Source organism: Enterobacter sp. BNK-8 (assembly GCF_048685095.1).
GTDB lineage: Bacteria > Pseudomonadota > Gammaproteobacteria > Enterobacterales > Enterobacteriaceae > Enterobacter > Enterobacter quasiroggenkampii.
In genome coordinates this window covers 188,175-209,721 of record NZ_JBLQTN010000001.1, presented here as the reverse complement: position 1 = coordinate 209,721, position 21,547 = coordinate 188,175, and the positions used below count along the sequence as shown (strand labels likewise).

The 21,547-nt window shown below is 57.9% G+C and carries 25 protein-coding genes; 10 read left to right on the top strand and 15 right to left on the bottom strand.

Annotated elements, in window-relative coordinates; translation table 11 throughout:
- The first annotated feature begins 34 nt into the window (after nucleotides 1-34).
- A complete protein-coding gene (locus ACMGGU_RS01050; protein WP_003856610.1) occupies nucleotides 35-238 on the top strand; it encodes a YbdD/YjiX family protein in 204 nt (67 codons plus the stop codon).
- Nucleotides 239-248: 10 nt separating this feature from the next.
- On the top strand, nucleotides 249-1,202 hold the full coding sequence (yjiA, locus tag ACMGGU_RS01045) for a GTPase (protein WP_063622614.1): 954 nt from the start codon (nucleotides 249-251) through the stop codon (nucleotides 1,200-1,202).
- 68 nt (nucleotides 1,203-1,270) lie between these two features.
- Here the strand turns inward: yjiA and ACMGGU_RS01040 are convergent, their stop codons facing one another.
- Entirely contained in the window at nucleotides 1,271-2,629 is a 1,359-nt protein-coding gene (locus ACMGGU_RS01040) for an esterase-like activity of phytase family protein (protein WP_126534241.1), read from the bottom strand.
- A gap of 411 nt (nucleotides 2,630-3,040) precedes the next feature.
- On the opposite strand from ACMGGU_RS01040, the gene ACMGGU_RS01035 reads away from it, so the two are divergent.
- Both ACMGGU_RS01035 and ACMGGU_RS01030 read left to right on the top strand, forming a co-directional pair.
- Nucleotides 3,041-3,586: a YfaZ family outer membrane protein gene (locus tag ACMGGU_RS01035; RefSeq protein WP_047746519.1), complete on the top strand. Its 546-nt coding sequence runs from the start codon at nucleotides 3,041-3,043 to the stop codon at nucleotides 3,584-3,586.
- A complete protein-coding gene (locus ACMGGU_RS01030) occupies nucleotides 3,586-3,906 on the top strand; it encodes a hypothetical protein (RefSeq protein ID WP_008501314.1) in 321 nt (106 codons plus the stop codon). The genes ACMGGU_RS01035 and ACMGGU_RS01030 overlap by 1 nt, the downstream gene beginning before the upstream one ends.
- Nucleotides 3,907-3,950: 44 nt before the next feature.
- On the opposite strand, the gene ACMGGU_RS01025 is transcribed toward ACMGGU_RS01030, so the two are convergent.
- The gene (locus ACMGGU_RS01025; protein WP_420300187.1) at nucleotides 3,951-5,321 is read right to left on the bottom strand and encodes an NAD-dependent succinate-semialdehyde dehydrogenase; all 1,371 of its coding nucleotides are present in this window, start codon (nucleotides 5,319-5,321) and stop codon (nucleotides 3,951-3,953) included.
- A gap of 151 nt (nucleotides 5,322-5,472) precedes the next feature.
- Here ACMGGU_RS01025 and ACMGGU_RS01020 point away from each other — a divergent pair, with 151 nt between their 5' ends.
- Both ACMGGU_RS01020 and ACMGGU_RS01015 read left to right on the top strand, forming a co-directional pair.
- Complete coding sequence (locus ACMGGU_RS01020) at nucleotides 5,473-6,216, top strand: AraC family transcriptional regulator (protein ID WP_420300186.1); 744 nt, start codon at nucleotides 5,473-5,475, stop codon at nucleotides 6,214-6,216.
- Nucleotides 6,217-6,263: 47 nt separating this feature from the next.
- Nucleotides 6,264-6,890 carry a LysE family translocator gene (locus ACMGGU_RS01015; RefSeq protein ID WP_420300185.1) on the top strand — a complete coding sequence of 209 codons (627 nt, stop codon included), beginning with the start codon at nucleotides 6,264-6,266 and terminating at the stop codon, nucleotides 6,888-6,890.
- 21 nt (nucleotides 6,891-6,911) lie between these two features.
- On the opposite strand, the gene ACMGGU_RS01010 is transcribed toward ACMGGU_RS01015, so the two are convergent.
- From ACMGGU_RS01010 to ACMGGU_RS01000, 3 genes are read right to left on the bottom strand one after another with little or no spacing between them, the layout of a single operon-like run.
- The gene (locus ACMGGU_RS01010) at nucleotides 6,912-7,403 is read right to left on the bottom strand and encodes an Hcp family type VI secretion system effector (RefSeq protein ID WP_420300184.1); all 492 of its coding nucleotides are present in this window, start codon (nucleotides 7,401-7,403) and stop codon (nucleotides 6,912-6,914) included.
- On the bottom strand, nucleotides 7,404-7,916 hold the full coding sequence (locus ACMGGU_RS01005; protein WP_420300183.1) for a hypothetical protein: 513 nt from the start codon (nucleotides 7,914-7,916) through the stop codon (nucleotides 7,404-7,406).
- Nucleotides 7,916-8,278, bottom strand: coding sequence for a tlde1 domain-containing protein (locus ACMGGU_RS01000; RefSeq protein WP_420300182.1), 363 nt, complete (start codon nucleotides 8,276-8,278; stop codon nucleotides 7,916-7,918). The genes ACMGGU_RS01005 and ACMGGU_RS01000 overlap by 1 nt, the downstream gene beginning before the upstream one ends.
- Nucleotides 8,279-8,520: 242 nt before the next feature.
- On the opposite strand from ACMGGU_RS01000, the gene ACMGGU_RS00995 reads away from it, so the two are divergent.
- Nucleotides 8,521-9,792, top strand: coding sequence for a DUF445 domain-containing protein (locus ACMGGU_RS00995; protein WP_063622629.1), 1,272 nt, complete (start codon nucleotides 8,521-8,523; stop codon nucleotides 9,790-9,792).
- Here ACMGGU_RS00995 and ACMGGU_RS00990 read toward each other — a convergent pair.
- The 7 genes from ACMGGU_RS00990 to ACMGGU_RS00960 form a co-directional block, all read right to left on the bottom strand.
- A complete protein-coding gene (locus ACMGGU_RS00990; protein ID WP_262751309.1) occupies nucleotides 9,789-10,865 on the bottom strand; it encodes a DUF2955 domain-containing protein in 1,077 nt (358 codons plus the stop codon). The two genes, ACMGGU_RS00995 and ACMGGU_RS00990, sit on opposite strands and share 4 nt — an antisense overlap.
- Nucleotides 10,855-11,922: an HlyD family secretion protein gene (locus tag ACMGGU_RS00985; RefSeq protein ID WP_126534237.1), complete on the bottom strand. Its 1,068-nt coding sequence runs from the start codon at nucleotides 11,920-11,922 to the stop codon at nucleotides 10,855-10,857. The genes ACMGGU_RS00990 and ACMGGU_RS00985 overlap by 11 nt, the downstream gene beginning before the upstream one ends.
- Nucleotides 11,919-12,389: a MarR family winged helix-turn-helix transcriptional regulator gene (locus tag ACMGGU_RS00980; RefSeq protein ID WP_024908312.1), complete on the bottom strand. Its 471-nt coding sequence runs from the start codon at nucleotides 12,387-12,389 to the stop codon at nucleotides 11,919-11,921. The genes ACMGGU_RS00985 and ACMGGU_RS00980 overlap by 4 nt, the downstream gene beginning before the upstream one ends.
- 146 nt (nucleotides 12,390-12,535) lie before the next feature.
- Entirely contained in the window at nucleotides 12,536-13,231 is a 696-nt protein-coding gene (locus tag ACMGGU_RS00975) for an ArsR/SmtB family transcription factor (protein ID WP_126534236.1), read from the bottom strand.
- Nucleotides 13,224-13,601 carry an amino acid-binding protein gene (locus ACMGGU_RS00970; protein ID WP_024908314.1) on the bottom strand — a complete coding sequence of 126 codons (378 nt, stop codon included), beginning with the start codon at nucleotides 13,599-13,601 and terminating at the stop codon, nucleotides 13,224-13,226. Before ACMGGU_RS00970 ends, ACMGGU_RS00975 begins: the two co-directional genes overlap by 8 nt.
- Nucleotides 13,594-13,917 carry an antibiotic biosynthesis monooxygenase family protein gene (locus ACMGGU_RS00965; RefSeq protein WP_048028659.1) on the bottom strand — a complete coding sequence of 108 codons (324 nt, stop codon included), beginning with the start codon at nucleotides 13,915-13,917 and terminating at the stop codon, nucleotides 13,594-13,596. The genes ACMGGU_RS00970 and ACMGGU_RS00965 overlap by 8 nt, the downstream gene beginning before the upstream one ends.
- A 109-nt stretch (nucleotides 13,918-14,026) precedes the next feature.
- The gene (locus ACMGGU_RS00960) at nucleotides 14,027-15,442 is read right to left on the bottom strand and encodes an aldehyde dehydrogenase family protein (RefSeq protein WP_420300181.1); all 1,416 of its coding nucleotides are present in this window, start codon (nucleotides 15,440-15,442) and stop codon (nucleotides 14,027-14,029) included.
- A 100-nt stretch (nucleotides 15,443-15,542) separates the two neighbouring features.
- Between ACMGGU_RS00960 and ACMGGU_RS00955 the strand changes: the two genes are divergently transcribed.
- Nucleotides 15,543-16,445 carry a LysR family transcriptional regulator gene (locus tag ACMGGU_RS00955; RefSeq protein WP_353143596.1) on the top strand — a complete coding sequence of 301 codons (903 nt, stop codon included), beginning with the start codon at nucleotides 15,543-15,545 and terminating at the stop codon, nucleotides 16,443-16,445.
- On the opposite strand, the gene ACMGGU_RS00950 is transcribed toward ACMGGU_RS00955, so the two are convergent.
- The gene (locus tag ACMGGU_RS00950) at nucleotides 16,432-16,911 is read right to left on the bottom strand and encodes a carboxymuconolactone decarboxylase family protein (protein WP_014882392.1); all 480 of its coding nucleotides are present in this window, start codon (nucleotides 16,909-16,911) and stop codon (nucleotides 16,432-16,434) included. The genes ACMGGU_RS00955 and ACMGGU_RS00950 overlap by 14 nt on opposite strands.
- A gap of 101 nt (nucleotides 16,912-17,012) precedes the next feature.
- On the opposite strand from ACMGGU_RS00950, the gene ACMGGU_RS00945 reads away from it, so the two are divergent.
- Nucleotides 17,013-18,401: a PLP-dependent aminotransferase family protein gene (locus ACMGGU_RS00945; protein ID WP_420300180.1), complete on the top strand. Its 1,389-nt coding sequence runs from the start codon at nucleotides 17,013-17,015 to the stop codon at nucleotides 18,399-18,401.
- Nucleotides 18,402-18,487: 86 nt separating this feature from the next.
- Here ACMGGU_RS00945 and ACMGGU_RS00940 read toward each other — a convergent pair whose 3' ends face one another.
- A complete protein-coding gene (locus tag ACMGGU_RS00940; protein WP_420300179.1) occupies nucleotides 18,488-18,649 on the bottom strand; it encodes a DUF1127 domain-containing protein in 162 nt (53 codons plus the stop codon).
- Nucleotides 18,650-18,825: 176 nt separating this feature from the next.
- Here ACMGGU_RS00940 and ACMGGU_RS00935 point away from each other — a divergent pair, with 176 nt between their 5' ends.
- Entirely contained in the window at nucleotides 18,826-20,241 is a 1,416-nt protein-coding gene (locus tag ACMGGU_RS00935; RefSeq protein WP_111967172.1) for a PLP-dependent aminotransferase family protein, read from the top strand.
- Between the two features lie 91 nt (nucleotides 20,242-20,332).
- On the opposite strand, the gene ACMGGU_RS00930 is transcribed toward ACMGGU_RS00935, so the two are convergent.
- On the bottom strand, nucleotides 20,333-21,454 hold the full coding sequence (locus ACMGGU_RS00930) for a cupin domain-containing protein (protein WP_262805703.1): 1,122 nt from the start codon (nucleotides 21,452-21,454) through the stop codon (nucleotides 20,333-20,335).
- Between the last annotated feature and the right edge of the window lie 93 nt (nucleotides 21,455-21,547).

Sequence of the window (21,547 nt, the reverse complement as noted above, 5' to 3'; positions counted from 1 at the left end):
CGCGCCACCGGGCTTTTTCTTATCAGGACACGTTATGTTTGGTAACTTAGGCGAAGCAAAAAAATACCTCGGTCAGGCGGCGAAAATGCTGATTGGCATTCCGGACTATGACAACTACGTTGAGCATATGAAGACCAACCATCCGGATAAGCCATACATGACCTACACCGAATTCTTCCGCGAGCGTCAGGAAGCGCGCTACGGCGGAAGTGGAGAAGGCGGCGTCCGCTGCTGCTAAAGGAGAGACCATGACCCCGATTGCCGTTACCCTGCTGACCGGTTTTCTCGGCGCCGGTAAAACCACCCTGCTGCGCCACATTCTGAACGAGCAGCACGGCTTCAAAATCGCCGTCATCGAAAACGAATTTGGCGAAGTCTCCGTAGACGACCAGCTGATTGGCGATCGCGCCACGCAGATCAAAACCCTGACCAACGGCTGCATCTGCTGCACCCGCTCTAACGAGCTGGAAGACGCCCTGCTGGACCTGCTCGACAGCCGCGATCGCGGTGAAATCGACTTTGACCGTCTGGTGATCGAGTGCACCGGCATGGCCGACCCTGGCCCGATTATTCAGACCTTTTTCTCCCATGAGATCCTTTGTCAGCGCTACCTGCTGGACGGCGTCATTGCCCTGGTCGATGCGGTCCACGCGGACGAGCAGATGAACCAGTTCACCATCGCCCAGTCTCAGGTGGGCTACGCCGACCGCATCCTGCTGACCAAAACCGACGTGGCGGGCGAAAGCGTTAAGCTTCGCGAGCGCCTGACGCGCATCAACTCCCGCGCACCGATTTACACGGTGACGCACGGCGATATCGACCTGTCCCAGCTGTTCAATACCAACGGCTTTATGCTGGAGGAGAATGTCACCGCGAAACCGCGCTTCCACTTTATGGGAGACAAGCAAAACGACGTGGCGTCGATTGTGGTGGAGCTGGATTATCCGGTGGATATCAGCGAAGTCTCCCGCGTAATGGAGAACCTGCTGCTGTCGTTTGCCGACAAGCTGCTGCGCTACAAAGGGATGCTGTGGATTGACGGCGAGCCCAACCGCCTGCTGTTCCAGGGCGTGCAGCGCCTGTACAGCGCCGACTGGGACCGACCGTGGGGCGATGAACCGCCGCACAGCGTGATGGTGTTTATTGGTATACAGCTGCCAGAAGAGGAGATTCGGGCGGCGTTTGCAGGTCTGAAGAAATAGCCTCCCCGCTTAACTATGCGCTCCGAACAATTCCCTCTCCCCTGTGGGGAGAGGGGTGAGCGGTAAACTTATTTCACCGCCTCCGGCAGCGTCACAATCCACAACTCGCTGTCGGACTCCGGCTTCTTCAGCGGCTTCACGCTGAGCGTGGTTTCCACCGGTTTATCATCCAGCGTCAGCTTGCCTTCCGCGTTTACCCGGTAATCCTTGAGCTTCTTACCCTCGACCGGGTTTTGCATCGCGACCTTCACGCCAAAATCGTTATCGTTCGCCACCGCAAGCGTTTTGCTGTCGATCAGCGCCAGTCCTTCAGCCTTCTCCTGCTGCCAGCCCAGCGCGCGGAGATCGACCACCTGCGTTTTTGACGCAAGCGTAATGCCGCGCTGCGCCAGGGTTTTCTCATCATCAAATTCCGGGTACTCGCCCGGCTTGTCAAAGGCGGAAAGATCGCTCGCCTTGCTGAGATCCACCTTGTAAATCAGGTTACGCATTCCGTCGTTTTTATCGCTTCCCTGCTCAATCAGCAGGATGTGCTGATTATCGAGCGCCACGATGTCGCCGATTTTGGCGTCGCTGTTTTTGTCGTAGGCCGCGCTGTCGATAGGGTAACCGTACATCGCGGTTTTGCCGGTCGCCGGGTCAAAGCTCACCAGACGGGTGAACAGCGCCTGCTTTTTGCTCTTACCGTCGATGTCCAGCGTGCTCTGCACCGCGGCGATAATCCGTCCGTCCGGCATCCGGGTTAGGCCTTCAAAGCCCCGGTTGGGCTGGCGCCATTTGATGATGTTTGGCAGACCGCCCGCGATGGATTTTTCCCCTTCCGCGGCCTGCGGCCCGTGGATCGCAAGGATTTTGCCTTTGCTGTCGACGTTAATCAGGAACGGGCCGTACTCGTCGCACAGCCAGTAGCCGCCTTTGCCGTCCGGCGTGATGCCTTCCGTATCCAGTCCGCGGTTGTCACCCTTGAGCGTCTTTAAGGTATCGCTGAACGCCACTTCATTGGTGGAACCAATCACGCCGCTTTGCAGCGGCAGACCGTTAATCTCACCTTTATCGTCATGCAGCGGGCGGGCATCAACCGCCTCCGCTTTGCCGTTCTGGACGCGGATGGTCATCAGCAGCGGCGCGAAATCTGGCGTGACAAATATTTTGGCTTCGTTTTTACCCATTTTTGGCGCATCGGCGTTGGGACCGCGATCGGTCACGGTCGCAAACGTCAGGGCATCGCCCTGCTTGCCCGTAAATAGCAGCCCAGAGCCAATCCCCACCGGGAGCCCGTTCGGAAACGCATCGGCAAACGCGCCGCTGTATTTCACATGGGAGCCCTCAGGGAAGCTGACGACATAGCGCTCAGCGGTAGGCTGTGCCGCCAGGCCAGAGAAAGAGAGCGCACAACCGATAAGCACAGGAATAATTTTTCTTTTCATATTGTTAGCATCCAGTAAGTGAAGCCAACAACGTAAAGAATAAACGTGTCAGAAAAATGACATGGAAAGGCAACCGGCATGGGCGAGTGAACGTATATTCATTGCCCGGAAATGTAATGTTATGTTGTATTGTGTGTCATCTGAAATACTTTTGGAAATTATTAGAAACTCAATTAATTCGCCTCTAATCACTATCCCTTCCTCGTTCAGTTTATGTTTAGTCAAAAAATTAAACGGTGCCTAAACGTCCGAACATCACGCGTTGACACCTCGACAATCAAACATCGATGCAACATTTCAAATAAAAAAGTTAACAATTCCAGCATAAAACAGCGATCTTCATCACATTTGCAGTCATAAACATCGCTTGTTAAGGTGCCTCCAGATGAATTTAATGACGAGGCATAAAATATGAAAAAACTGAATATCCTTCTTCTTTCTGCTCTGACTGCCCTCTCGGGTTCCGCTCTGGCAATGGGTGGCAGCATTGAGCAGGGTAAAAACTTTACCAACCTCAACCTCGAAATGGGGAAATCCTCATCCGGCCTGTATGCCGAAAGCAACTGGCTTAAAAACACCGATGACGGTACCCAGACCGGGGGCGTGGGCGCAGGCTATAACCTGGAAGTGGGCCCGGTAATGCTGAATGCAGGCGCGAAAGCCATCTACATCGGCCCGAAAAAAGGCGATAACGGCGTGGCGTTCCCGATCGGCGGCGGCGTAAACGTTGCCCTGACCGACAGCATCCACGTGTACGGTGAAGGCTACGTGGCGCCAGAAGGGCTGAACAACAGCGTGAAAAACTACGTGGAAGCCAACGGTGGCGTAAGCTGGACGCCGATCGCGCCGGTGACCCTGAAAGTGGGCTACCGCCACGTGAGCGTTGATGGTAAAGACGGTCGTCCGAACCACACGCTGATTGACGGCGCATATGTAGGCGGTGGAGTCACCTTCTGATGAAACACCGCATGACCGCGCTTTGCGTTCTGAGCCTCACGCTGATGCTCACCGGCTGCGTCCAGTACAAATGGGTGAAACCGGGCGTCAGCGACGCGGAAATGAATAAAAAGCTCACGGAATGCGAAGCGCAGGCACTGATCGATCTTCCCCCGGATAACGTGGTGACCGGTTCGAGCTCGGAAAAAACGGACAAATCAAAAAAGAAAAAGGATATTTCCACGAGCTACACGGTTGAAGATGCGAATGAATATCGCCGGGATACGCTGGTTGACAGCTGCATGTTTAAAAGCGGCTGGGACAAGATCGAAGTGCAATAATCACCTTAAAAAAACCTGCCGGCTGGCAGGTTTTTTATGATCTCTTACTGACGCACCACCACCAGCTTCTGGTTCACAAACTCTTTGATCCCCAGATCCGACAGCTCGCGTCCGTAACCGGAGCGCTTCACGCCGCCGAACGGCAGTTCTGGCGCGGTATCGGTAAGCCAGTTGATGTACACCATCCCGGTCTCGATCCGCGACGCCATTTTCTTCGCTCGCTCGATATCCTGGCTGAATACCGCCCCGCCCAGGCCGTAGTGGGAGTCGTTCGCCAGCGCGACTGCCTCGTCGTCGTTTTTCACCACGTACATCTGTGCTACCGGGCCGAAGAACTCTTCAAAGTACGCCGGGTTGTCGCGCGAGATGTTCGTCAGGATCGTCGGTTCAAAAAAGCTCCCGTCGCGCTGCACCGGCTTGCCGCCATAGTGCAGCGTCGCGCCGTTTTTCACCGCCTCGTTAACCTGTTTGGTCAACGTTTCAAGCGCATCTTTCGACGACAGCGGCCCCAGCGTAGTGCTTTCGTCCAGCGGATCGCCAATCTTCACCTGCTTAAATGCCTCGGTGAATTTGCTCATGAAGGCGTCGGCGATCTTTTCATGCAGGATAAAGCGCTTCGCCGCGGTACAGACCTGCCCGGCGTTGTTGAGCCGCGCATTCACCCCGATCTTCACCGCTTTCTCCAGATCCGCGTCGTCCAGCACCACGAAGACGTCGTTACCGCCCAGCTCCAGCGTGGATTTCTTAATGTGCTTCGCCGCCTGTGCGGCCACCACGCTACCGGCTTTTTCGGAGCCGGTTAATGCGGCACCCTGCACGCGATCGTCGGCAATGATGTTTGCCACCTGCTCGGACGAAATAAACAGGTTAGTCCATGCCCCTTCCGGCGCCCCCGCCTCGCGCACCAGGTGGGCAAAGGTCTCGGCGCAGTGCGGCACGATGCTGGCATGCTTGGCGATCACCGGGTTGCCCGCCGCCAGGTTTGGTGCCAGGACGCGCATCAGCTGGTAATACGGGAAGTTCCACGGCTCAACGGCCATCAGCACGCCGATGGGATGATGCTCCACCCACGCTTCCCCGAGTTCGGATTGATACTTCACCGGAGCCAGGAACTGCTTCGCGTTGTCGGCATAATAGCGGGCGATCTGCGCGCACAGCTTCACCTCGCCACGGCTCTGTTCGATGAGCTTGCCCATCTCCTGGCTGGCGATTTTCGCCAGATCCTCGGTGCGCTCGTCGATCAGGTCGGCAAGCTTATGCAGCACCGGCAGGCGCTGATTGATGTCGCCTTTCGCCCAGTCCGAATGGTAAAGCGCATCGGCCGCCTTCAGTGCCGCTTCGATATCCGCGTCGGTATGTGAGGGGTATGCTTTGATGAGCTGGTTAGTGGCAGGATTTACTGTCTGATAAGCCATGTCGAATCTCCTTGTTTTACCGCTTAGGGTATTAAGGGTAGTCAACATGACTGGCCGTGGACGTAAAGTTGGGTATATCCGGAAGGTTCTTAATGAAGCGCTGCCAGACGGTTCGCTGACGTGGTATAAAAAACGTCCAGAAGGAGTGCTTATGACCGATACCCGACACATCCGGCAGACTTTTCACCGCGCCTCAGGCCTTGAGCTGCGCAGCACGTGGCAGAGCACGCAGGCGTACAAACGCCACTGTCACCCTCAGCTCTCTATCGGCGCGATTATGGAAGGCCAGACCTGCTGCATTTGTCATGACAAAGAATACATCCTTAACCCCGGGGACCTCATTGTGATCCCGGCCTCTGCGCCGCACAGCTGCAACCCCGTCGCCGGGCAACCGCGCAGCTACCATATGCTCTATATCGACACCGATATTCCTCTGGCGCTCCAGGTGATTCGCGACCCTACGCTGTTTAAGCGCTACCTTGATATTGTTGAGATGATGTCGCCTGTATCCGTGGATACGCTGCTTTCAGCCCTGCCCCGCTGCGTGGAAAACGCAGATGCGCTTCGCTCAACCAGTCAGCACGTGCGGCAGGCGTTTCTTGCCGACCTGGCCGCACCGCCTTCGCTTGACGAACTTGCCCAACGATTCTCGCTGCGCAAGGAGACGCTGATCCGCACCTTCCGGCAGGATACCGGCCTGACGCCGGGCAGCTTCCTGAACATCTCCCGCGTGGAGTTCGCCAAAGCGCGGCTACGTGCCGGGGACGACATCGCCGACGTTGGCTACCAGAGCGGGTTTGCCGACCAGAGCCATTTTCATAAGACCTTCGTCAGCTATACCGCCGCCACGCCGCGCCAGTACGCGACGGGCCGATCAATATCTGACAATAAATAACGTTGGCATCACCGTAGCCTGACCTCAGATTGTTAACCGAGGTTGCTATGGAACTGTTCTTCCCTTCTGCTTTTCTCGCCCTGGCGCTGGCGCATTTTGTCGCCCTGTTAAGCCCAGGGCCTGACTTCTTCCTGCTGGTGGGCTACGCGGCGCGCTACCGACTGCGCGGCAGCGCTGGATTGTGCGTCGGCATCGCTGCGGGCAACGGGCTGTATATCTTACTGGTGATTATCGGCTGGAGTGCGCTGCGCCAGTTTGCGTGGCTGTTTACGCTCATCGAGTTATCCGGCGCACTGTACCTGCTGTGGATCGGCTCGCATCTGGTGCGCAGCCAACCGCAGGCGATGAGGCTGAATGAAACCCATCAGCGCTGCCCTTCTCTGCGCAAGCAGATCCTGCTGGGGCTCGGCTCGGCGCTGCTTAACCCGAAGAATGCGCTGTTTTATCTGGCGCTGATGACAGCATTGCTGGGGCCGGACGTGACGCTGCTTCAGCAGGCAACGTGCGGCGTCTGGATGGTGACGGTGGTGCTGGCGTGGGATCTGGCTCTGGTGTCGCTGATGGGGCTATCGTCGGTGCAACAGAAGCTCAGCCGTGCGCTGTGGTTGATAGAGCGCACGGCGGGGGTGGTGCTGATGGGGTTTGGCGGGTGGGTGCTGTGGCGGGTGATATGAAAGAATCTTATCAGCCGTTTTCTATGCCCCTAACCGATAATCCCAGTCATCCGTGTGTATAACGTTACCGTCACGGTAATGCCAGGTAATCTTTTCATAACGAAGCAAAACAAGCTCAAGATGACCCTGTTTTTCATGGTAAGTCTCTTTCACGTCATGCATTAATGAAAACACCGTGACGACCTTCACCGCTTCCAGCGTTATCGTGAAATAGATTTCTTCCTGACCGGCATCATTGATTCTGTACAGGTCGATAGTCGCTTTCCTGAACGTACCGCCCGTGCTGAGTGCTTTATAGAGAAAAACGCTGGAGGCATCAATTTCCTTCTCAATCAGAAAGGGACGATGCTGGCGTTTGCTCAATGCTCTGCCATTATGCAGGTCAGAATTATAGCTTACGTTATGATAGAGCCCTAAAACCTCAATCTGGTTTTCACGGTCTTTAACTTTCACGCTGCCTTTTATGCTATTACCCGCATCGTCAGTTAATGACATATATCCCGCAATGGCCATTTACATATCCTTATCGAATGGAACAGAGTGTTCAACAGTTGAGATCATAACGGCGAGACATCTTTTACCCGGCGGGCTTTTTATTTTGAACATCTCCCTGATTGAATCCACAAAAAGCTTGTTACTTTCTGCCTCCGTTTCGGGGAAATTCGCAAACGCGCAAATTTGTTCAACAGTGAGTAACGGTTTATCGTCTTTTAAGATTGCTAAGACACCTTCAGGGTTATGTGGGATGGCTTCAGAAAGCGCCGCCTTTAAATCTTCAGCCGTACTGGCGTCCACTCCGGGTTCAAGGGCACTCGCCACGGCTAACCATACCTGAGTTCCTTTACTTATCTCTGGTATGACATGATTCCACCATTCCGACTCACCCGTATCATTTGAATCCAGTTCCGCTACAACAGACATGGCGCCTTTGCCGTTTATCATCTGCAAGATCTGTTCAGGAGTGTGGTTTTTGGCAAATAAACCCATCGGTAAACACAAGAAAAATAGCGCAATAATATACTTCATTATCGCACCACCAGTATTGTATCACCCGAATCATAAATCATATGACGTTTGTCCTGACCGTTCATAATGATGCAACCTGCTGATGCAGAACCTGGCGGCTGGCCTTTTTTATCACCGTGAATTTGAAAATGATCTCTACCAAAGGTATTAGTCCCCGCTATAGGTTCAAGAATAATGGCCTCAGCACTTTTATGATTATTCCACCCGGCAATAAAATAAATACCTCTTGGAATGGGGCCTCTGTTTCGTTGACTTTCACACTCTGGCTTATCTTTCGATTCACCCGCACCGCTGTAGCAGTTAGCGACAAAGACACCATTATGACTCAATACCCCTGTCGAAACTTTAAACTCCCATGTCATCAATACCGTCTCCTTTCATAAATAGTCCTTTATCTTATGGCTAACAGGAGCGTTAAAATGACTACAACAGTCACAAAACATTACGTCCGAAAATAAATAAGCACAAAAAATATAGAAAAATTAATAATAGAAAATTTAGATGTATATATTTTTTATATAGACGCCATTGGTTCACACTGAGTATGCGTCTCCCCCTTACACCAGTTTTGCACTTTTGGTTCACTTGCCTCTATCCTTAACCCATGGAAAAAATAGCTGAACTCAAACGCGCCAAGCTGCTGGCGCTGTCGCTGCTGCTGGTTGCCGCCGCGGCCTTTATCACCACCCTGTTCCTGCCGCAGACCTTCTGGGTGCGCGGCGTCAAGGCCATTGCCGAGGCGGCAATGGTCGGCGCGCTGGCGGACTGGTTTGCGGTCGTCGCGCTGTTCCGCCGGGTGCCGATTCCCTTTATCTCCCGCCATACGGCGATCATCCCGCGCAATAAAGACCGGATCGGCGACAATCTCGGCCAGTTCGTGCAGGAGAAGTTTCTGGATACCCAGTCGCTGGTGGCGTTGATTCGCCGCTATGAACCTGCCCAGATGATTGGTGCCTGGTTCAGCAAGGCTGACAACGCCCAGCGCGTCGGGCTGCATCTGATGCAGGTGATGAGCGGTTTTCTCGAGCTGACCGACGACGGGCGCATTCAGCGCCTGCTCAAACGCGCGGTGCATAAGGCCATCGACAAGGTCGATTTCACCGAAACCAGCGCCGTGATGCTGGAGAGCATGACCAAAAACAACCGCCATCAGGTGCTGTTGGACACCATCATCAATCGCCTGATTACTTTGATTCAGCGGGAAAGCACGCGGGACTTTATCGCCGACCAGATCGTCCACTGGCTCAAAACCGAGCATCCCCGCAAGGCGATGGTGCTGCCCACCGAGTGGCTGGGCGATCAGAGTGCGGAGATGGTATCGAACGCGGTCAACACGCTGCTGGACGATATCAGCCACGACCGCACGCACCAGATCCGCCAGGCGTTTGACCGCGCCACGCTGAAGCTTATCGACAACCTGAAAAACGATCCGGACATGGCGGCCAAAGCCGACAACATCAAGCATTACCTGAAAAACGATGAGGCGTTTAACCGCTATCTGGGCGAGATGTGGGCCGATCTGCGCCAGTGGCTAAAGGCGGATATGCAGAGTGAGGACTCGCGCGTGAAGCAGCGCATCGCCAACGCCGGGCTGTGGTTCGGTGAAACGCTGACGAACGATGCTAACCTGCAGGCCTCGCTGAACGAGCATCTGGAGCAGGCCGCGCACCGCCTCGCGCCGGATTTTGCTGCGTTCCTGACACGCCATATCAGCGACACGGTGAAAAGCTGGGATGCCAAAGACATGTCCCGCCAGATTGAGCTGAACATTGGCAAGGATCTGCAGTTTATCCGCGTCAACGGCACCCTGGTGGGCGGGACGATTGGCCTGATTCTGTTTTTACTCTCGCAGCTGCCTGCCGTGCTGGGACATTAATCCGCTTTAGGCGGCGCGATGACGTAGCGCGTCGCCTCAAAACGGTTCAGGATCAGGTGCACCAGAAAGACCATCGTCAGCGTCGCCACCAGCGAAAAGGTAACGGAGGTGATGCGGTACAGATCGCTGAACACCAGGTCCGTGTCCGGGTGCATGTTCTGCCCGAACATTATCCCGATGGTGGTGATGCTGGAGAAGCCCACGCCCGCCCCCACCTTCTCCATCACGTGGAGTCGCGCCCCAAACGCCAGCCCAAGGCCGATCAGCGGCATCATCAGCAGCATATGGCTGCTGTGATCGTAGAGGATCAACTGCACCACCAGAATATAGAGGCAGCCCAGCACCACGCCGACCACGCGCCAGATAGAGCTCATCACCGCGCCGCGATAGTGCATCGGGAACAGGATCAAAATCCCTGCCATCAGCGCCGAAAGCGAATCGCTTAAATCGCTGATCTGAAAAACGACGAATATCAGCGTCGCGACGGTGCCGGAGAGCAACGACTCGTGGCGCACGCGGGCGTCGTCTTTCTCAATCAGCGGCGGCGGCTTGCGGGGCTCCACGTCCGGCAGGAGATAGTGCATCAGCGCGCTCAGGCACACCGCCATCACGCTCGCTTCGATGTTGGAAAACAGCAGCGTGTGCCAGTTGGTGGTGGGGTAGCTCATAAAGTTGAGCATCACGCTCTGGCACACCACACCCATCGAACCGAACAGAAACAGCGGGCCTTTACTCATAAAGCGAAAGCGCATCACGTACAGGGCAAACACCACCAGCGTCATGATGATCGGCCATTGCGACAGATAGCCGATGATAATCACCATTTCGACGCAGTTGAGCGATGCGCTGAAGATAAACTGCTTCGCCACGTGGCGGTTAAACACCGGCACCAGCGAGAGCAGCATGATCGGATAGACCACGAAAAAGACGCCGTAGCTGGTGTTGTAGAAACTGGAGATGCTGAGCGCAATCATCCCGGCAAAGACGATGCGCAGGGTCTGGCGAAAGTCGTTTGCCGTGTAGACGATGTTGCCGTGCGGGGTAAAGACCCGCGCCAGGGTACTAATAGACATAGTGAAGCAGGCTTACCAGGTGGATCTGCATCCCGGAGAAGAAGCGCGCAAACGGCCCCTCGCTGTTGTAGAGCTGCACGGTCGCGCGGGCGCCGGTCGGCAGATGCTTCGGCAGCGCCTCGTCCAGCGTCACGTGAATGCGCATGCGCTGAGCGTCGCGCACCCAGCGGTTAGAGGTTTCCGGCTCGGAGAGTTGGCCGTTAACGGCCTCCTGACCTGCCAGGATCCCCGCGTCGCTGCTGGTGACGTGGGCGCGGAAAACGTGTCCCGGAAAGGCGTCAAACACCACGGCCGCATCGGTGCCCTGATGGGTATGGCGCAGGCTCTTCTCACGGAAATCGGCCACGATATCGGTCTGGTTGTTCACCAGCGCCAGCGCGGCGGAACCGGATGAAGCATAGAAGCCGGGGCTCAACTGCAGGTTACTGATCGTACCGTCCGCCTGGGCGTAGACCTTCGTCCAGCCGAGGTTCAGCTCTGCTTCATCCAGCGCGTTACGGTATTTTTGCAGCGTCACGTTGCGGTGCTCGTCCCGCTCGCCGCGCTGAATGCGCAGGTTCTGGATGTTGGCCTGAATTGAGCTGACGGCCTGTTCGCTGCTCTGCCAGGTCGTGCGGACTTTATCCAGATCCGCCTGCGAGACGTTCTGCAGCGTGCTCAGCTTCTGGTAGCGATCAAAAGTCACTTTGTCGTTACGCGCGGTCAGCACGGCGGTTTTCAGGCTGGCCTGCGCGGCGGCGATCTGCGCATCCAGCTGTTCGTTGGACAGACGTGCCTGCTCGAGCGCGATTTGCGCCGCTTCCACCTTATTGCGAAACGGCGTGTTATCGAGCTCAAACAGCAGATCGCCTCTCTTCACCTGGCTGTTGTTGTGGACATGTACCGCCGCCACGTAACCGGAGACGCGCGGAGACACCGGCGTCACCACGCGCATCACGGTGGAGTCCGGCGTCAGCGGGATCCAGATATCCGCGACGATAAAGTAGACAAATATCAGCAGGAAAGAGGCAATACTCACCCTTACCCAGCGGGCAAACTTTTGTTCAGGGGTCATTATTTTTCGGTCTTGTTATCTTCTTCGCGGATTGTCCGCAAATTGCAGGCGATTTGATTCAACGTGGCGCTGAAAATGTCGAGATGTTCCGGCGCGATGTTTTGCGATACGCGCGCCTGATACGTCTCAATGACCTGAGTGAGCCTTTGTAACAGGGCTTTTCCCTCAGGCGTCAGCGTCAGAAGCCGGATGCGCTTGTCATAAGGCGATACAGCGCGCAGCAGGTACCCCTGCTTTTCCAGCTGTGTCAGGGTGCGCATCAGCGGCGGCAGTTCAATGCCCTGCACCTCCGCCAGCTCACTCATTGAGACGTTATCCCCGAGCTGATGAAGCTGCATCATCACCGTCCAGCTCGACTGGGTTAACCCGGTATCGAGAATGGCCTCGTCGATGACGGCACGCCACTGGCGCACGATCATCGCCATCCGCATGCCCATTGGCCTGCGGCAGAACAGTTCTTCTTCACTCATGGGGAAACCTCTCGTCACACACGGTCAAGATAATAGTTATCAGGGTAACTATCAAGAAACGAGAGGCGAAAGCGCAGGAATTGCGAAAGGTGTTACTGGAGGCGATGTACGCGTAGGCCCGGTAAGCGCAGCGCCACCGGGCGTTTTTAGCGGCTAAAAAGCCTCTTTACAGCGGCCTTCCCCGACGCCGTCACCACCACCTCCCGATACCCCGCCACCCGCTGGATCCAGCCTTTACTTTCCAGATGGTCGAGCAGCAACGCGCCGGCTTCTCCGCCCAGGTGAAACCGCCGCTCGCTCCAGTCCAGGCAGGCGCAGCAGGCCTTCCGGCGCGGATGCGCGCTTAACGAAATGCCGAGCGTCAGGAACTGCTCCCGGCCATAGAGTGTCAACGCTGAACCGTCAGCCTCCAGCCAGCCTTCCGCGTGCATGAAATCATAGATCTGCACCGCCACCGCGCCTGCGAGATGGTCATAGCAGGTCCTGGCTTCACGCATGGCTTTCGGCGCGGTGGTTTCCGGCGGGGTAATGCGGCTCCACGAAAGCCCCATCATCTGCTCCACCAGCGCCGCCACGTCGTGCCCGGCAAGACGATAATAGCGATGCCGCCCTTGCGACAGGCAGGTTATCAGTTGCCCTTCAAGCAGCCGGGCGAGATGCCCGCTGGCGGTCGACGGTGCGACATCTGCCGCCGCGCTCAGTTCGGTGGCCGTCCACGCCCGTCCGTCCATTAGCGCACAGAGCATCTTCACGCGCGACGGATCGGCCATTGCAGCCGCCACCGCGGCAATCGCCTTTTCCAGCATCGCGCTGTTATCAGGGGGTAAACTCGTCTTAAGCATGGGTCGCCCAGGGTTCGGTGATCTCTGCGGCCAGCTTATCATCATCCGTCAGCAGAATAAGGTGATTCGCATGGTCGCTGTACTGAGTCAGGATAGACACACCGCGTGCCGCCAGCGCCGCTGCGATCTCGCCCAGCTCGCCAGGGCGTTCCTGCTTAAGCTTTCTGATCACCGGCTTTCGCACCGCCTGCACGGTAAACCCGGCGTCGAGCAGCACGCGTCGCGCTTTTTCCCCGTCTTCCACCAGGAAATGGGCATGTGTACCAAATACGCCACCGCCCTCCAGCCCCACGCCGTTGCGGCCCAGCAGCTGCCCAAAGCGCGCCAGTTCACCCGGGATATCGCGAAAAATGACATGAACGTCATACATCGGCGTGTCCTCCGGTTTCAGAGGTATATTCCCGCACGACCTGCGCCACCCGAATGCGGTAGTACGCAAAAATTGACTCCCGTCCTTCGGCCTGCGCCGCCTGATGAAAGACGTTCTGCTTCCAGCGGCGGACGGCCTCTTCATCCCGCCACCAGGAAAGGGAGAGGATTTTGCCCTCGGTCGTCAGGCTCTGGAACCGCTCGATATCAATAAAACCGTCAATGTCCGCCAGCAAAGGCTTAAGCTCTGCGGCAAGCTGAAGATAGCGCGCCTGATGGGCAGGCGCGGCTTTGGCTTCGAAAAGGACTGCGATCATGGTTTTCTCTCCGTTGTGATGTAGGGGAGAGAATGCAGGAGGGAAAAGCACAATGCTTCGGCAAGGAGCGAAGTGTTGCGCCGGATGGCGCTGCGCCACCGGGCGGGTTTTAACCCACCATCGACCTCGGCTCCATAAACGCCCGAATTCCCCACTCACCCATCTCGCGCCCCAAACCGGAGTGCTTAAACCCGCCGAACGGCGCTTTCGGTTCATGGGCCAGGGTGTTCACCAGCACGCGACCGGCAACAATCTGCTGCGCCACGCGTCGTGCGCGGTCCACATCGCCGCCCAGCACCATCGCGCTCAGGCCGTAGTCGGTGTCGTTGGCAATGGCGATCGCCTCCGCCTCGTCACGATAGGGGATCACGCACAGCACCGGACCGAAAATCTCGTCGCGGGCAATGGTCATCCGGTTGTTCACGTCGGCAAACAGCGTCGGACGCACGAACCAGCCGTCCTGCGTGCCGTCCGGTCGTCCTTCACCGCCCGCCAGCAGGCGTGCCCCCTCTTCGAGGCCTTTACGGATATAGCCCTGCACCCGCAGCCACTGCTTCTCGCTGACCATCGGGCCGACGTCTGTCGCACTGTTGCGCGGATCGCCGGATTTCACCGCCGCCACGGCCTGCGCCAGCGCGGTTTCGATCTCCGCCTTACGCGAGTAAGGCACCAGAATGCGCGTCCCAGCCACGCACGCCTGCCCGCTGTTCATAAACCCGGCCTGGATCACCAGCGGGATCGCCTGCGCGAGATCCACATCATCCAGCAGGATCGTCGGCGATTTACCGCCCAACTCCAGCGTTACGCGCTTAAAGCTTTCCGCCGCGTTGCGCAGGATCGCCTTGCCGGTATTCGTGGAACCGGTGAACGAGATTTTTGCCACGTCCGGGTGACGGCTAATCGTTTCGCCGACCGTCTCGCCGCGTCCGGTGACGATATTAAATACCCCTGGCGGTAATTCAGCATCGCGCAACGCTTCAGTGACAATCTGCGTTTGCAGGGCGCTCATTTCGCTCGGCTTGATCACCGCCGTGCAGCCCGCGGCGAGCGCGGCCGCCAGTTTGCCGCAGATAAACCCGGCATCGCTGTTCCACGGCGTAATCAGCCCGGCCACGCCAAGCGGCGTCATCTGCACCGTTGCGGCACCTGCGGGGGTGACAAACTCAAACGCCTCCAGCGCCTCGATGACCTGCGCAATCACCTCTGCCGGATAGCTTGCCATCCATGCCGAGCGCGAGGCGGGCGCGCCGTACTCTTCAATGACCGCTTCCAGCAGATCGTCGTGACGGGCGGCCACGGCGGCGTGCATGCGCTTCAGCGCGGCGATGCGTTCCTGCTTTGTGGTCTGCGACCACGCCGGAAACGCCGCTTTCGCCGCCGCGATAGCGCGTTCAGCGTCAACCTCATCCGCCAGACGAACCTGGCCGATGACCTGCGCCGTCGCCGGGTTGTACAAATCAAACCACTCGGTCCCGTGCGGGGTAACAAACTCGCCGTTAATAAAGATCTGTTCGATAGTGTGCATATCACCCTCCTCAGGCTGTGTGAGCACAGTCTGGCACGGCTTCTCCGTTGCGATAATCCACGCTATGCTGCAAGGGTTGTTTCGATTTTCAGGATAATCTATGCATCGTTCAGGTCTGACAGAGCTGGAAGTGGTGATGGCGGTGGTGCGACGCGGCAGCTTTCGCGGCGCGGCGCAGGAGCTGGGGATGTCCGCCACGGCGGTCAGCAACGCCATCGCCGGGCTGGAGAGCCGCCTTGAGACGCGACTTTTCAACCGCACCACCCGCAGCGTGGCGCTCACCGACGCCGGACAGCGCTACGTGGCGCGTATCGGCCCCGCCCTGCAGGAGATCCGTCTCGCCGGGGAGGCAATCCACAGCGAAACCGGGGAACCTGCCGGCACGCTACGGCTGAACGTGCCGAACCATATCGGCACCCTGTTTCTGGACCAGCTGCTGATCGACTACATGATCCGCTACCCGAAAATGCGCGTGGAAACGGTGAGTGAAGCAAGGATGATCGACATCGTTGCCGAAGGCTATGACGCGGGGATCCGCCTCGAAGAGTCCGTTCCGCAGGACATGATCGCCGTGCCGCTGACCGGTGAGATCCGCCAGCTCGTCACCGCCACGCCGGACTATTTCACCCTTCACGGCATACCCGAGACGCCGGACGATCTGCTTTCGCATCAGGGGATCGGCATGCGTATGGCTCACGGTGGGATCTACCGCTGGGAGCTGGCCCGTCGGGGGGAAACGTACGCGCTTGCCGTGCCGCCGCGCTTTGCGACGTCCGATCTTTTTGCCTCCATCCGCGCCGTGAAAGCGGGATTAGGGGTGGGATTTTTACCGGAACTCTATATTCGGGACGAGCTGAAAAGCGGGGAGCTGGTGAGCGTCTTAAACGACTGGACGCAGCCGTTTGCCGGGCTGCGCCTGTACTACCCCGGCCATCGCCACGTCCCGCCGGGGTTGCGGGCGCTGGTGGCGATGATCCGCGAGCGCGGAATTATTCCAGGTTAGCTTTATTCAGCCCGTACGCCGCATCCAGCGAACCGGGCGCCATGCGGGAGGTGATCCCCAGACGGTTCCAGGCGTTGATCGCCACGATAGCGAAGTTCAGCTCTGAAATCTCCACGTCCGAGAAGTGCTCCGCCACGCTGCGGTACAGCGCGTCACTCACCCCGTGAACGCCAATCTGGGTCAGCGCTTCGGTGAACGCCAGCGCCGCTTTCTCACGGGCGCTGAACAACGGGGACTCGCGCCAGGCCGCCAGATGGTACAGGCGCAGTTCGCGCTCGCCGGCGATTTTCGCCTCTTTTGAGTGCATATCCAGACAGAACGTACAGCCGTTCAGCTGCGACACGCGAATGTCGATCAGGTGCTTCAGCGCCGGGTCGATGGAGGTTTTTGCTACCTCCATGCTCAGGGCAGACAGCGCGTTGGCGAGGGCAGGTGTAACTTTATGGTGGTTAACGCGAGTGCTCATGGTCTTTCCTCTTTTTGTGCGGCATGTGCCGTGCGATGAGGCAAATCTACGCCGTTCATGACATAGTAAAAAGATACAAAAAGCGTGAAATGAGGTAGGACATGAAGCCGGGCTATCACGAGATTTATTCCCGCTACCGCGACAACATCATGCGCGGCGTGCTGAAGCCGGGCGACAGGGTGCCTGCCATCCGCGTGCTGGCGGAAGAGCTGAAGGTGGCGCGTAAAACCGTCGAAACGGCGTACGCCATTCTGACGGGTGAAGGGTATCTGGTGAGCCAGGGCGCGCGCGGCACGCAGGTTAACCCGGACTTACTGCTGCCGGATAAGACTGCCCCTGCGGAACAGCCCACCGGAGCGCTTCCGGCCTCGCTCATCAGCCAGCGCGAGCGGGCCGGGTTTCTGCGTCCCGGCATCCCCGCCCTCGACAGCTTCCCGTATAAAAAATGGCTGCTGCTGGCGGGCCAGGCGACGCGGGCTATGCGACAGGAGGAGATGCTCAACCCGCCCGTTCTGGGCTGGTATCCGCTGCGCCAGGCCATCGCCAGCTACCTCAACATCTCACGCGGGCTCTCCTGCACCGCTGAACAGGTGCTGATCACCAGTGGCTACAGCGGCAGCCTGCGGCTGATCCTCGACACCCTCGCCAGCCGCAGCGACAAGGTGGTGTTTGAAGATCCGGGCTATTTCATGGGCCAGCAGCTGCTCAAGCGGATCGTGCCGCGCCTGCACACCGTGCCGGTCGATCGCTGCGGCATCGACACGGACTACCTGCTGCGTCACCATCGCGACGCCCGATTTGCCATCGTCACCCCGTCGCACCAGAGCCCGCTGGCGGTCACGCTCTCCCTGCCGCGTAAACAGCAGTTGCTCGACTGGGCCAGCCAGAACGAGGCGTGGATTATCGAAGACGATTACGACGGGGAGTTTCACTACACCCGCAAGGTGCTGCCGTCGCTGAAAAGCCTCGACCAGCACGACCGGGTGATTTTTATGGGCACCTTCAGTAAAACCATCATGCCGTCCCTGCGCATGGGCTACGTGGTGATGCCCGCCAGCACCGTCGGAGCCTTTACCGACTGCGCGGACATCACCACCAGCGGCCAGCCGGTGCTGACGCAAAAGATCCTCACCGCGTTTCTCAACGAAGGGCATTTTTTCCGTCATCTGAAAAAGATGCGCGCGCTGTATCAGACCCGCCGCGACTGGATGATTGCCGCCCTGCAGGAGGTGTATGGCGATCTGTTTTTCACCGAGCAAAACGACGGTGGGATGCATATCGTGGCATTCCTGACCAAAGGAAGCCGTGATCGGGAAGTGGCGCGCTGCTGGCAGGAACAGCAGCTGCAGGTCAATGCGCTCTCGGAGTGGTATCGCGGGTCGGGCAAACGCTACGGGCTGGTGATGGGCTATAACAACGTGCGCTCGTATCAGGAGGCGCTGGATTTACTGGAAAGGCCGAAGCGGCAGACGTTTGCGCTGTTGCGCTAACCATCGCCGGGTGGCGGCTTCGCCTTACCCGGCCTACTCGATCCCGTAGGCCCGGTAAGCGTAGCGCCACCGGGCGATGATACGGCTCACACATCATATCGCGATAACCCAACGTCCTTGAGCTGCTCGTCGCTCATCTGGCTCAGGATGCGGCGGGTGCGGTTGATGCGATACCAGCTACGCAGCGTTTTTGCGATCCAGACAAACACAATCAACGGACGTTTTGAACGATTCTCGTAGAATTCCATGATGCTCTCCTCACTGTGTCAGTGGGGTTATCATCCCGGAAATCCACCCGTGCAATACAGATGCAAAAACAACTTTTGTTTAACATACAGATCCGCTAAAACAGTATCTGCATGGCAATTTTCGCAGCAATCTGTACTGGTTTTATAATCTGTATGGTGAAAATAAAGGATACAGCATGACACGCTACCAACATCTGGCGAATCTTCTGGCTGAACGCATTGAGCAAGGGCTGTATCGCAGCGGCGAACGTCTGCCGTCGGTGCGCACGCTGAGTCAGGAGCACGGCGTGAGCATCAGCACCATACAGCAGGCCTACCAGATCCTCGAAAACCTCCAGCTGATCACGCCTCAACCACGCTCCGGCTATTTTGTCTCACCGCGCAAAGCCCAGCCGCCCGTCCCGGCGATGACGCGCCCGGTGCAACGCCCCGTGGACGTTACCCAGTGGGATGAGGTGATGATGCTGCTGGACGCCCGCGCCGACAAAGAGATGATCTCCTTTGGCGGCGGTTCGCCGGACATTAACCAGCCGAGCCTGAAGCCCCTGTGGCGCGAGATGAGCCGCATCGCGCAGCATAACCCTGGCGAGATGCTGAGCTATGACGTGCTTGACGGGCGCCTGGAGCTGCGCGAGCAGATCGCCCGTCTGATGCTGGACGGCGGCTCCACCGTCTCGGCAAGCGACATTGTGATCACCAACGGCTGCCACGGCGCGCTGTCGATTGCCCTGCTGTCGGTATGCAAACCGGGGGATATCGTGGCGGTGGAATCGCCGTCGTTTCACGGCACCATGCAGATGCTGCGCGGGTTTGACATCAAGGCGATTGAAATTCCCACCGACTCTGAAACCGGGATCAGCATCGAAGCGCTAGAGCTGGCAATGGAGCAGTGGCCAATCAAGGCGGTGATCCTGGTGCCCAACTGCAATAACCCGCTCGGGTTTATCATGCCGGAGGCGCGGAAAAAGCAGGTGCTGGCCCTCGCCCAGCGGCACGATATCGTGATTGTCGAGGATGATATTTACGGCGAGCTGGCGGCGGAGTACCCGCGCCCGCGCACCATTCATTCAATGGATATCGACGGTCGCGTGATCCTCTGCAGCTCGTTTACCAAAACCGTGGCGCCGGGCCTGCGCGTCGGCTGGATTGTGCCGGGACGCTACTACGACCGGGTAATGCACATGAAATACGCCGCCGGCGGATTTAACGTGCCGGGCACGCAGATGGCGGTGGCGGCGTTTATTCGCGACGGTCATTACCATCGTCACGTGCGCCGTATGCGCCAGATTTATCAGCAGAATATGGAAACCTACACCTGCTGGGTGCGGCAGTATTTTCCGGCAGAGATTTGCGTCACGCGCCCGCAGGGCAGCTTCCTGTTGTGGATTGAGCTGCCGGAGAAGGTCGATATGGTGTGCGTCAGCAAGCAGCTGTGCCGGCTGAAGATCCAGGCCGCGGCCGGGTCGCTGTTTTCCGCCTCCGGGAAGTACCGTAACTGCCTGCGGATAAACGTGGCGCTGCCGCCTACGGAGAAACATCGCGAGGCGCTGAAAAAGCTGGGTGAAGCGATTGTGATTGCGATGGAGGAGTAGTGTTTTGCCGGGTGGCGGCTTCGCCTTACCCGGCCTACGTTCTTGCCGTTGTAGGCCCGGTAAGCGCAGCGCCACCGGGCAACAGGCCGCACTACTCGTCGAAGTACCAGTATCCCTGGTTAATCAGCCCGGTGAGCTCCTCGACAAACGCCGGGTTTTTCAGCGCATCGCCCAGCTCGGCCTGACCGAGTTCGGTGTAGCGGCACAGCGCATCCGCCGCCTTCGCGTCTACCGTCTCCAGCTGTTCGCTGTTGATGAAGAAGCTGCCGTTGATGTTCAGCACGCGCAGGCCGCTCAGGCGAGACAGCGTTTCGCCGCCCTGCAGCGCGTCCAGCACCTCTTCCGGCGCGTACGGCGGCTCGGCGGCGGCAATATCCAGCTCGTGACGCGGCGTGGAGACAAAACTGCCGAACCATTTTGTGAAATCATCGGGCTTGCCGATCATGTCGATCATCATCTGACGAATGCGATCGAGCTCGTACTGCTCCACGCGGCCCGGGTGTTCGCGGCAGGTCAGATCCGGATCGCTGTAGTGCTCGCCGCCCAGATCGTTTTCCAGCGCATAATCGGCGAAGCTGCTGATCAGATCGCGGCCATTTGGCCCACGGAAGCCGACGGAGTAGTTAAGCGCCGTTTCATGGGTAAAACCGTCGTGAGGGAATCCAGGCGGAATGTAGAGAATATCGCCCGGCGCCAGATCTTCGTCGATGATCGGCTCGAACGGATCCACATGCAGCAGCGCCGGATGCGGGCAGAACTGACGCATCGGCAGCTTGTCACCCACGCGCCAGCGGCGGCTGCCCATCCCCTGAATGATAAACACGTCGTACTGATCGATATGCGGACCCACGCCGCCGCCCGGCACGGAGAAGGAGATCATCAGATCGTCCAGACGCCAGTCCGGCAGAACGCGGAACGGACGCACCAGCTCCGCCGCGGGCATATGCCAGTGGTTCACCGCCTGCGCCAGCAGCGACCAGCCGGATTCGCCCAGATCGTCAAAGTGCTCGAACGGACCATTGCTGGCCTGCCATTTACCGTTGAAATGGCTCACCAGACGGCTATCGACCTCCGGCTCCATCGCCAGACCCGCCAGCTCGTCCGGGGTAATCGGGTCGACAAAATTCGGGAAGGCATTTTTCAGCACAACGGGTTGCTTTTGCCAGTATTTCTCAAGAAATTCCGGCCAGTTCAGGTTCAGTTGATACGCCATGGGTAGCACCAGTGAGAAGGGAAACAGGCGCGATTATAGGCAAGAAGGCAGAGGGGGAACTTGTCATGGGTCAAACCAGCACGTGTAGGTCGG